The 10,406-nt window shown below is 65.8% G+C and carries 8 protein-coding genes, 1 tRNA gene and 1 pseudogene; 8 read left to right on the top strand and 2 right to left on the bottom strand.

Annotation, left to right across the window (positions count from 1 at the left end; translation table 11 throughout):
* Positions 1-111 precede the first annotated feature (111 nt).
* Both PXK07_RS09385 and PXK07_RS09380 read left to right on the top strand, forming a co-directional pair.
* Positions 112-1,032: a formylglycine-generating enzyme family protein gene (locus tag PXK07_RS09385; protein WP_274847963.1), complete on the top strand. Its 921-nt coding sequence runs from the start codon at positions 112-114 to the stop codon at positions 1,030-1,032.
* A 3-nt stretch (positions 1,033-1,035) separates the two neighbouring features.
* Entirely contained in the window at positions 1,036-1,857 is an 822-nt protein-coding gene (locus PXK07_RS09380; RefSeq protein ID WP_274847962.1) for an aldo/keto reductase, read from the top strand.
* A gap of 17 nt (positions 1,858-1,874) precedes the next feature.
* On the opposite strand, the gene PXK07_RS09375 is transcribed toward PXK07_RS09380, so the two are convergent.
* Together PXK07_RS09375 and PXK07_RS09370 are read right to left on the bottom strand one after the other, a co-directional pair.
* Entirely contained in the window at positions 1,875-2,198 is a 324-nt protein-coding gene (locus PXK07_RS09375; protein ID WP_274847961.1) for a hypothetical protein, read from the bottom strand.
* The gene (locus PXK07_RS09370; protein WP_274847960.1) at positions 2,195-3,022 is read right to left on the bottom strand and encodes a GNAT family N-acetyltransferase; all 828 of its coding nucleotides are present in this window, start codon (positions 3,020-3,022) and stop codon (positions 2,195-2,197) included. Before PXK07_RS09370 ends, PXK07_RS09375 begins: the two co-directional genes overlap by 4 nt.
* A gap of 41 nt (positions 3,023-3,063) precedes the next feature.
* Here PXK07_RS09370 and PXK07_RS09365 point away from each other — a divergent pair.
* The 6 genes and pseudogenes from PXK07_RS09365 to PXK07_RS09340 all read left to right on the top strand — a co-directional run.
* Positions 3,064-4,365 (top strand): annotated as a pseudogene (locus PXK07_RS09365) (metallopeptidase TldD-related protein); the annotation flags it as partial.
* 218 nt (positions 4,366-4,583) lie between these two features.
* Complete coding sequence (locus PXK07_RS09360) at positions 4,584-4,811, top strand: hypothetical protein (RefSeq protein ID WP_274847958.1); 228 nt, start codon at positions 4,584-4,586, stop codon at positions 4,809-4,811.
* A gap of 424 nt (positions 4,812-5,235) precedes the next feature.
* Complete coding sequence (locus tag PXK07_RS09355; protein ID WP_274847957.1) at positions 5,236-6,066, top strand: hypothetical protein; 831 nt, start codon at positions 5,236-5,238, stop codon at positions 6,064-6,066.
* Positions 6,060-7,691, top strand: a complete 1,632-nt coding sequence (locus PXK07_RS09350; RefSeq protein WP_274847956.1) for a hypothetical protein — start codon at positions 6,060-6,062, stop codon at positions 7,689-7,691. The genes PXK07_RS09355 and PXK07_RS09350 overlap by 7 nt, the downstream gene beginning before the upstream one ends.
* Positions 7,688-9,946, top strand: coding sequence for a penicillin acylase family protein (locus tag PXK07_RS09345; protein ID WP_274847955.1), 2,259 nt, complete (start codon positions 7,688-7,690; stop codon positions 9,944-9,946). Before PXK07_RS09350 ends, PXK07_RS09345 begins: the two co-directional genes overlap by 4 nt.
* Before the next feature lie 194 nt (positions 9,947-10,140).
* Positions 10,141-10,230: transfer RNA gene (locus PXK07_RS09340), tRNA-Ser, on the top strand.
* The last annotated feature ends 176 nt before the right edge of the window (positions 10,231-10,406 follow it).

Raw genomic sequence — 10,406 nt, 5'->3', positions numbered from 1 at the left:
GGTTTCGCAGTTCAGACAATCGACTAACCCTTTAAAACGCAGAGCTTGACTTAAAATGATGATCTCTCTTAGCTACCGTATGACACGAACCACCTCATAGGCAAACGCATTATGCGGGAATTTGGCGCTGACATAGACTGGATCACCATTCCCGGTGGCGCCTTCATCATGGGCAGCGATGATCCGGCGCTTGAGGCCAATGTCCGCCCCGCACACCGGGCCGAAACCGGCCCGTTCCAGATCGCCCGATCGCCGCTGACCGTTGCCGGTTTTGCCCGTTTCGTGAAGGCAACGGGCTACAGGACAGAGGCCGAGCAGGACGGCTGGAGCCAGGTCTGGACCGGGCAGATTCCCGAGGACGTCTGGCCCGACAACGATACGCTCTGGGTCCAGATGGAAGGCGCCTGCTGGCACCGACCGCGCGGCGACGACGATGTGCGCGCCAAGGCGCTGCACCCGGTCACCCACCTGTCCTACCGGGATGCCACAGCCTATTGCGACTGGATCGGCGCCCGTCTTCCGACCGAGACGGAATGGGAGCTTGCCGCCCGTGGTGCGGATGGGCAGCGCAACCCCTGGGGCGATGCACCACCGGGGTCTGGGGACTGCAATTGCGCCATGCAGGTTGGCGACACCACACCCGTGGGCGCCTATCCAGCCGCCACCAGCCCCTTTGGATTGCTGGACGCGGTGGGCAATGCCTGGGAGTGGACCTCGTCGCGCTATCTTGCCTATCCCATCCCCGCCTCGGAAGAGGAGGGCCGGATCCCGGAGGAGTTCATCGACGACATGATGGCGGAGTTCGCTATTCATGCGGGGGTGGAAGACATGGTCACTGAGATGCGCGAGACCGGCCAACTCCCCCAGGCCTTTCGCGCATTGATCAATCAACTGGATATCGGGGTGATCCGGGGCGGCTCCTTCTATTCCAATTGCGAACCGCCCGAGCGGACCCATGTCACCTGCCGGGTCTATGCGCCGCGCAACTACCGCTGTTTCGATCTGGGCCTGCGCCCGGCGCGGGACGTCTGAGCGATGCGCTGCACCCGGTTCGGCTCCACTGGCATCGATCTTCCCGTCATTGGCCTTGGCACTGCGGAATTCCTGGGCGGCGCCGGGACAATCGGTGCCGCCTTGGATGCAGGCATCCGATTGATCGACACCGCCGAAAGCTATGGCACCGAGCAGCAGATCGCCCCCGCCATTGCCAAGCGCCGCGCCGAGGCTTTTGTCGCCACCAAGGTCTCTGCCGCCAATGCCCGCCCCGAGGATCTGACCGCCGCCGCCGAGCGCAGCCTGCGCGCGCTGAAGACAGACCATATCGATCTCTATCAGTTGCACTGGCCCTCGGAGAGCGTGCCGCTGGCGGACACCCTCGGTGCCATGGATGAGCTGGTGGATGCGGGCAAGGTGCGCTTCATCGGGGTTTGCAACTTTTCCCTTTCCCTGCTGCAACAGGCACGGGATCTCAGCCGTCACGGCATTCAAAGCAACCAGTTGCTACACAACGCGGCGCAGCCCTTCTGGGAGACCGGCCTGCAGGACTGGTGCCAGGCACACCAGCTGTCCCTGATCGCCTACAGCCCGCTGGCCCAGGGGATGGAGACCTTGCTGGCATCACCTGCCGGTCGCGCGCTGCAGCATTGGGCCGATCGGCTGGACAAGACCGCTGCGCAGGTCGCCCTGGCCTGGTGCGTGAACCGGTCTGACAATCCTGCGGGGGTGATCGCCATCCCCAAAAGCCGCAATCGCCGCCGTATCGCGGAAAACGCCGCCGCCGCCGGTCTGCAGCTGCCGACCAAGGCGCTGGCCGAAATCAACGCTGCGGCGGGGATTGCAGCGCATCCGAAGGCGTGAGCCTTGGCCTCGTGGCCCTACAGCTCCAGCACGCTCATGAATTCAACCCCCATGTCCCGAAGATCGGCAAGCGCTGCACAAAGCGGGTGATCCCCCAACCGTTCAACCCGCCAGACGAGCACCAGGTTGATCTCCCCTGCCCTGGCGGCGCGCAACACCGCGGCCACATCGCTGCCGGTCACCACGGACTGCATGCCATGGCTTTCCGCATAGCTGCGCAGGGGGGGTTCGTCGCCAGGACTGGCCAGCCAGAGCATCGCCCGCACCGCACTGCCATCACGGGGCCGATAGCGGAAATCCATGCTGGTGTCGCGGGCTGTGCCAGGCGAATGCTCGGTCATGGTACGGGCAGCCTCAGCTCCAGGGTGGCAAAGGCCATCCGCATGCCCATACGCTCCGCGTTACGATGGGTGGTGCTGCCGAATTCGCAATCGGTCAGCGCCCAAAGACAGCCCGCCTGGCGCGCGTCCCACATCCGCTGCGCCATCAGCGCCTGCTGGGCGCCCCGGCAACGCAGCTCCGGCAGGGTATTGGCATTTCCCATCCAGGCGATCCCGTTGGAGATGAAACTGCTGGCCATGGCCGCAGGCCGCCCATCAAGGTCCGCAATATAGAGCGCAAAATCCGGATGTAGATGCGCTGCACGCCGCAGATCCCGCACCACCTGTTCAATGGGATCATCCGGCGTTTCCCAAAGATCGAACACCGTATCAAGATCCTCCTCCCCGGCGCGCCGGATCGCAATCTTTGCCTTGGGCGGCTCTGCCATGATGCAGGCCTGAGCAAAGAACCAATCCTGCGATACCAGCGCAAAGCCGCGCCCGGCCAGGGCCTCCATCACCTCGGGCGTGGCCCGCTCCGGCGTCAGCGTCAGATGGCAGTCGCGCCACGCCTCGTGATACCAGGCGATGACTTCCTCCAGCCGCTCCAACCCGGCGTACGACAGGCCGATTGCACGATTGTAATAGGACGCCTCCCGGGTGAGATCCCGCATGCCGCAGATCCCGGCACCAAAATCGCGGGTCACGAATTCCCCCTCCGCCTCGCGCAGGGAGCGTTCGGTGTTGAAACGGGTAAAGTCCCGATCCGCCAGATCAAAGCGCAGAAAATCCTCGGCGCCAAAGGGATAGTACAGGCCATGCGCAGGGTTTTCAGAGATCGGCATCCCGGCTTTTCCTCTTCGGATCCTGTGGTAACCTTCCGAATATGCACGATTCTCGCGTTGAAGGCGAACCCGAACACGCAGCAGTACTGCGGCCTGCGCCGCGCGCGGCCCAAGAGGCCGTCGCCGCAGCCAATGGCAGATCCGGCAGCGCATCCCTGTTTTGGATGAACGAGCGATTGCTGCGGCATGAGATCTCAGCGCGTCCGGGAAACCGGCCCGAGACAGCAACGATCCATGAAGAGGTCACCGGCTTTGACCTCAGCCACCGGGCAGGCGTGTTGCGGCAAAGCCTGCAGCAGAGCACCCTGTCGGGGCAGGCGCTGGCGCAGGCCGTGGGCGAGATTGCCGGCACAGGCTACGCCAGTACCGCCGGGCTTGACGCCGACCTGCCAGCGCCCCGTCCCTCTGACGACAGTCGCGCCGCGTTGCAAGAGCTCTGGTCCCGGCTGGCGCCTTGGCCCGCGCATGTCATGCATCTCTCCCTGTCAACCGTTCTGCTGGATGGTTACAGGGGCTGCTGCCCGGCGCCCGATGCGGGCGGAGTCTGGCCCCTCCGCTATCGCGCCCTGCGCCTTCAGGCGGTGCGCAGCGATGGCAGCGTGATGGTGCGCGAATGGCAGTTCGACAGTGAAACCGCCAATGACAATACCCTTATGCGAATGGCCGCGCGCCTGTCGCAGATCCTGCGCGACGATCCGCCAGAGAACTCCGGCCCAATCGGCCGCCTGCCGCTGGTCAGCGGCCCCGGCCAGTGCGCTGTGATCTTTCACGAATTGGTGGGCCATCTGTGCGAAGCGGATCAACGCGCCCGCGCCACCGACCAGCTGTCGCGCCTCGACGGGCTGCCGCCGGACCTGGTGATCCGGGATCTGCCGGATCTCGCCTTTGGGCCCGGTCACCTGCCGATGGATGACGAGGGGACAGCGCCCCGTTCTGTCACCCTCTGCGCCGAAGGCAGGCTAAGGGACAGCCTTTTTGATCGCGACACCGCGCAGGCCGCTGGCCTGCCCGCAACCGGCAACGGCAGACGGCAGGATTATCGCCACGCGCCAGAGCCACGCATGCGCAACCTTGCCGTTGCCGCAGGCACCACACCACAAGACGCCTTGCTCGACGGGATCGAGACCGGGCTGTGGCTTGATCAATGTGGTCCAGCCTGGATGGATGCAGGCGCTGACCGGTTCGGCATCGAGATCGCAGCAGGGCGGATGATCCGCAAGGGTCGGCTGGCCGAGCAGATCCGCGGCGTCAGTGTCACCGGCGCGGTCAGTGCTGCCTTGCGCGGGATCACCGCCATCGGAGACGAGGCACAGCTGTGCGACCAGGTGGTCCCCTGCGGCAAGGGCGGCATCCTTCGCACCGGCATCTCTGGCCCGGCGGTGCGTTTCAATGCGCTGCAGATCGGCTAGCCAAGCGATCCGCTCATCGCAAATCCGCTCCCTGTGACCGCAAAAAACGGCGCAACACCCCCATAACGTGCATCACCCCTTCGCTTTCGCGCAACTTTGCGGTATATTTGAGGTCATTAAAACAACCGAACTTTCAACCCAAAGAGAAACCAATGGCCAAAAACAAAGACACTGAAAAACTCACCACCAGCGAAGACATGCAGCGCGAGTTCGAGTCCATTCTTGATGACCTGTCCTCTGCTGCCGAAGGTATGCAGAAGGCCCGTGCGATGAAGGGCAAACACGCCCTGCAGTCGCTGGTAGACCTGCAAACCCTGGTCAAATTCCGCGACCTGGCATCGACCCTGCGCTCCACCGATCCCCGGATCATCGGTCAATAACGCCGGTTTGATGCTGTGCGGGCCCGCCGTTGCGGCGGGGCAGCCGGATTGCGACACCGCGTTCAGCCATCTGCTGGCCGCGCTTGATCGCTACGGCCTCCTTTACGGCGCTGCGTTGTACCAGGGTGATTTATCCTGTGTGACCATGGGCGAGGCCCAGCTCTCCTTTACGAGCCGTAGGGTGGCAACCTTGGCCTTGGAGTTCCCCTGTGACGGGCAAAATGGCGCAATTCAACCGCTGCGTCTTAATCGCCCCGCACCGGAAAATGAGGCGCAGGCACAGGCTGTTGTCAAAGACTGCCTGAAGAAGTTTCCTCGCTCTCGGTCAGAGGCCCAGATACAGGCATCGACATTGGATCGGACGACAGCAGAGGGCTGGATACCCCGAGCGGGTCAGGCGGCTAGAACGGGTCGGGCCTCAATAATGGCTGCAGCACCATCCGGCCCCGATCCGACATATGCCCGCCCCCGAGGCACGCCCCCTGATCTGAGCCGCGCGGCAGAGGCCGGGTGGTGTTCGCACCCGCTCCCCCCGATGCCGGACAAACGCCAAATCGCGGCCCTGTTGCATCACGCCTATCCGGAGGCCGCGCGGGATTTGGGCCTCCTGGATCTGTGGCGGCACGTCCAAAATCAGCAGATCACCGTGGCCTGGAGCGGCACGCCCCCGTGGCAAGGCGCACGTCAGCGGGTGCTGACCGGGGCTGAATTTGCGCCCCCCTGCACATCTTCCGCCGAATGCGGCCTCAGCTGGCGCCACCTCAGGCCGGGGGATGAGCCGATTGAGGATCTGTTCAAGGCCGCGGCGCCACATCTGGCGCATTTATCGGACAATGGCCCGGCGCAGGCATGGCATGGTGCCATCCGCCTGTCCGCCCATGTCTTGGCGCAGGTTCTGGGCTGGCTTGGCCCCAGCGCCCTGACATTCCTGCCAGCCCAACCACCCGGATTGGGTGAGGGCAGCGCAGGGCCTTGGCCTGTCCCGGATCATGTGACGGTGCCACCGGGAACCGCGCCGACGAATTCCGTTGCTCCCCTGGCCCTGCACCTGAATGGGATCGAACAGGCCGCAGAAGCACTGCACCTGACTGCCGCCACACCGCAGCACGGAACCCGCCGGTTCCGTCTCTCCCTGCACGACCTCGGCGACGCACTGGCTGCTCCGGAGTGTCGCGGCGCCCTGCTGCAGGCGCAGCATCTGGATCAACAGGATTTCTATCTGCCGGATCTCGACGTGGTGGCCACACCATGGTGACATCCGGGCGGCTGACCCTGCACCACCTGAGCGACGGCCCATCCGCGCTGGCCCCCTTCCCGGCTGCGGCCTTTGCAGCGCAGGATCAGAGCTGGCCCATGGACATGTTGCAGGCAATCGGAGATGGGCTTCTCTCTCCCCTGAACCTTGGGTTGGCGGCCCGTCTGCACAAGGGCGCCCTGGTCCTGCCCTGCCCCCGTCCCGACCTCGCTCCTGTCATCGAGGCTGGATTGAACGCGGTGCTTGGCGCATCACCCGACATGCGCCCGAAAGCGGCGCAAAGCGCAATGGGCCTGCTGCTGGCCCAATGGTGGAACCCGCGCGAAGCGACGCTTGTGGCACAGGCTGCCCTGGCGAGGGGCATACCTGTGCGCTGGCCCAGCGGCGACGGCAGCCACCTGGCCCTCGGCACCGGTCGTTTTCGCCGCCACATCCGGGCAGGCTACACCGACAATGATCCCGCCCGCCCGGACAGCGACGACAAGCTTTCCACCATCAGGGCCCTGGCAGACATGGGGCTGCCGATCCCGGGCTGTCACTGGGCGCAGTGTCTCACCAAAGCGCAGGAGGCCGCCCGCGTGCTTGGCTTTCCGGTGGTGTTGAAACCCCGGGCAGGCGCGGCACAGAAATCGGTCCATGTGAAGATCGGGGCGCCATCTGCACTTGCCACGGCCTGGCGCAGGGCTCTGGCGCAAAACCCGGAGGCTGACGGTTTCCTGATCGAGCGCCATATCGAGGGCACATATCTGCGAGCAACGCTGATCAACGGCCTGCTGGCGGCCTACGCCTCGGAGGTGCCGATGACCCGGGGCGATGGGACCACCCCGGCGGGGGCGCTATGTGCCCGCGCCCTGGGTTTTGAAACGGATTTCGACGCCTGCCCGGCAGAGGGACAAGAGCATATCGCCAACGTGCTGGCGCCGCAGGGGCTATCACCCAACTCAGTGCCTGACCCAGGGCAGATCTTTGCCGTCGGCTATGCCAGTGACGGGCAACCGGAAGACGTTGCAGATCGGCTGCACCCGCAAACCCGCCACGCCCTGCAGCGCATCGCCGAACGTTTTCCCAGCCCCGCCCTGGGTGTGGATCTTCTGCTGCCGGCCCCCAGCGCACCGCTCATGCCGCCTGCCGCCGTGATCGAGGTGACCTCTGCCCCCGGTTTTGCGATCCACGAAGATCTAACCCCTGGTAGCGGAGCCGACCTGGCCAATGCGCTTCTGGAGGCGCTGTTTCCCGGCCCGGTCCGTGTCCCGGTCCTCGCCTATCCGGCCGAGGCGCCGCACTGTCTTGCCCCGATCCAGACAGCGCTCGCGAGCGCCGGGATCTTGGCGGGCGGGATGGCGCAGGGACAGGTGTGGTTCGAAACACCGGACAGCGCCCTGCCTCTGACGCAGAGCATCGACGCCCTGTTGGACCGGCCAGATCTTTCTCTGTTCTGTCTGGGGCTTGGTACGGAGGCAAAAGGCGTGCCCCTGTCCCAGGTCGATACCTGCATTGGAGAAGACACCGATGCGCGCCTTGCGGCCTGTCATCTGTCTGCTCCCACGCCTGGGGCAGGCCCGCTGGAGATTGATCAGCTCGTGACCCTTGCCCGGACTGGCGTTCCCTCCGGACCTCAACGATGAAGGACCGGCTGCATCTTGCCCTGCTGCGCCATGGTGAATGGATCCTGGCGGCGATCGGCCTTGCCACGCTGGTTGCATCCGGCCCAGTGGCGGCTGGCCTTCTGGCCTGTGGCCTTGGTCTTGCGGTTCTTGGACTCTGGCGCTCTCCGGCGGGGCGGGTACAGCTCTTGGCCTATCTCGCCATGCGCCGCCGCCCGCTGCGCCGCCGCAACGCGACGATCCGCGCCGGTGTCAGCGCGCCGGTTGATGTCCGCTTCGACATCCACGCCCTGCCCACCATCCGCGCCCGAACCGAAACCGATGCCTGGCACGCCGCCGGTCTGGTCCTGGCAAGCGAGCGGTTGTTTCAGATGGATCTCGCCCGGCGACGCACCTCTGCCCGTTTGGCCGAACTGCTGGGGCCTCTGGCCTTGGACAGTGACCGAAAGACGGTGCGCCTCGGCCTGTCTGCCGCTGCAGAGGCGATGCTGCCGCGCCTGTCACCATTAGACCGCGCCCTGCTGCAGGCCTTCAGCGATGGGGTGAACGCCTACCTGACTGCCCCTGATGCACCGCTGCCCTTTGAGTACCGCGTCCTGGCCTGCAGGCCCGCCCCCTGGACCCCTGCGGATTCGCTTTCGATCCTGATCGGGCTGCATGTCGCCCTGGGCGAAGGGCCGGAGGCCGCGCGTATGCACCAGATCATGGACCAGACACTGCCTGCCGAAATACGTCGCTTCCTCAGCGGCCAGGATGCCAAGCCGCCGCTGGCCGCCCTGTCGGCACTTCTGGCCCGCCAACCCGCTGGCGCACCCGCTGCGCCGCTAACGGCGCCGCCAGCCGGAGCCGCCTCCAATGCCGCAGCACTCCCCGCTGGCGCCATGCAGGATGGAAAATCGGCGCTGATCAACGATCTGCACTTGCCCCTGACCCTGCCGGGGGCGCTGTTCATGCTGCAGATCGAGCTGCCCGACCAGCAGATGACCGGAGCGCTGTTCCCCGGGGTGCCGGTTCTGGTCGCGGGTCGATCCGAGCAGATTGCCTTTGGTGTCACCAGCCTAGCTGCCGTGACCTGCCGCGCGAGCGCACGCCATGGCCCGGCAACCTGCCACCCGGTGACGCTGCAGCAGCGGGGAGGTGCCCCGCAGGAGGCGGCCCTGTGGCTGGACGCGGGCTGGCCGGTGCCAGATGGCCCGGAAGGGCGCTGGCGGCTGCAGCTGGACATACTGAGACCCGACGGGATCGATCTGCGCCTTGCCGATGTTCTTGGGGCCACTTCGGTGTCCCGGGCGCTGAGCCACGCCGCGCAGGCGGCAGCCCCGCCGCTGGAACTTGTCGTGATCGACGCCCAAGGTCGTGCCGGACGCGGCGCCACCCGTTTCACAGCTGCCCCGCAGGAGGTGGCCAAGGCCACGGCCAACCGGCCACTGGTCTGTGCCAACGGGCCGCATCCCCTGTCCCTCAGCCCCTCGCACCCCGGTCGCGGTGAACGGTTCAAGGCGCTGCTGCGGGCGGACCGCCCGCTGACGCCCGAAACGCTGGAGGCCAGCGCCCGCGATCTGACCCTGCCGGTGCTGGAGGCCTGGCATGGCCTGAGCCTGGAAGCCGCCGCGCAGGCGGGCCTCTCGCCGAGCGATCAAGATCTGCTGAGGTCATGGTCGAAAACGGCGGATCCGGGCGACCGGGCCACGGCCTGGATCACGGCCTTTGCCGAACAGGCCAGGGCCCGCGTCCTTGGCACCTATCTCTGGCCCTGTGTGGCGGAAGATCCCGGTTTCATCCTGCGGCTGAATGATCTGGACAGCCCGGCCTTGGCTGTGATTGCCGCCCGCCCCGATCCGGTGCCCGGCGGACAGGCCGATTGGCCGACACTGCTGGCCGAGGCGCTGACCAAGGCCCGCAGGGCGTTGTGCGCCCGGCATGGCAGGCATGATCCACGCTGGGGCGCTGTCAACGCTCCGCGCCCGGCGCATCCGCTGTCACCGGCCCTGCCCCTGCTGGGTGCTGCACTGCGCTGGCCGAAGGGCGTATCTCCCGGCGCGGAAGGCGCGGTCTGGCGCACGACACCGGACACCGGCATTGCCCTGCGGCTGATGCTTCACGGTGGTCCCTCTGGACCGCTTCACTACCTGATACCGCCCGGACAATCAGGCTGGCCGCTGGATCCTGCCGCCCAAAGCCAGATCCGCGCCTGGCGGCAAGGTCGTGCCCTCCCCATGGGCCGTCCGGGTGTCGGCGGAGGGATCAGGCTGATCCCTGCCAAGGATCAGGACTGATCTGCAGGCCACGACACGCGCCCCCTGGCCAGTCGCACAGCTCTGACGTGAGGCGATCATGCCCCGCAATCCGGGCTATCCTCTCCCATTTGCGCACCCTGAAAACCGCCCTGATCGCGGTCGAAAAATGACTGAACTTTTTGCAGATTAGCCTCTTGCAATTTCCCCGGCGATCCGTCACATATCCGCCCCACGGAGAGGTGGCCGAGTGGTCGAAGGCGCACGCCTGGAAAGTGTGTAGGCGGGAAACCGTCTCCAGGGTTCGAATCCCTGTCTCTCCGCCATAACCCCCACAAATGAATAGCACCTATCGCGGCGACGCGCTGCACGTCTGCAAGACTGTCGCAAGCGCTGCGCCCCAGAACATCGCGCGGACGCTCTGTGCGACGCCCAGGCGATACGCTGATACGAACGGGCTGCCGGATCAGGGATTGATCCGACAGCCCAGTGGTAGAATCCT

The sequence above is a fragment of the Phaeobacter sp. QD34_24 genome, assembly GCF_028890115.1.
Taxonomy (GTDB): Bacteria; Pseudomonadota; Alphaproteobacteria; order Rhodobacterales; family Rhodobacteraceae; genus Phycobacter.
The sequence above is the reverse complement of the archived record's forward strand: the minus strand, read 5'-3'. Positions and strand labels throughout refer to the sequence as shown.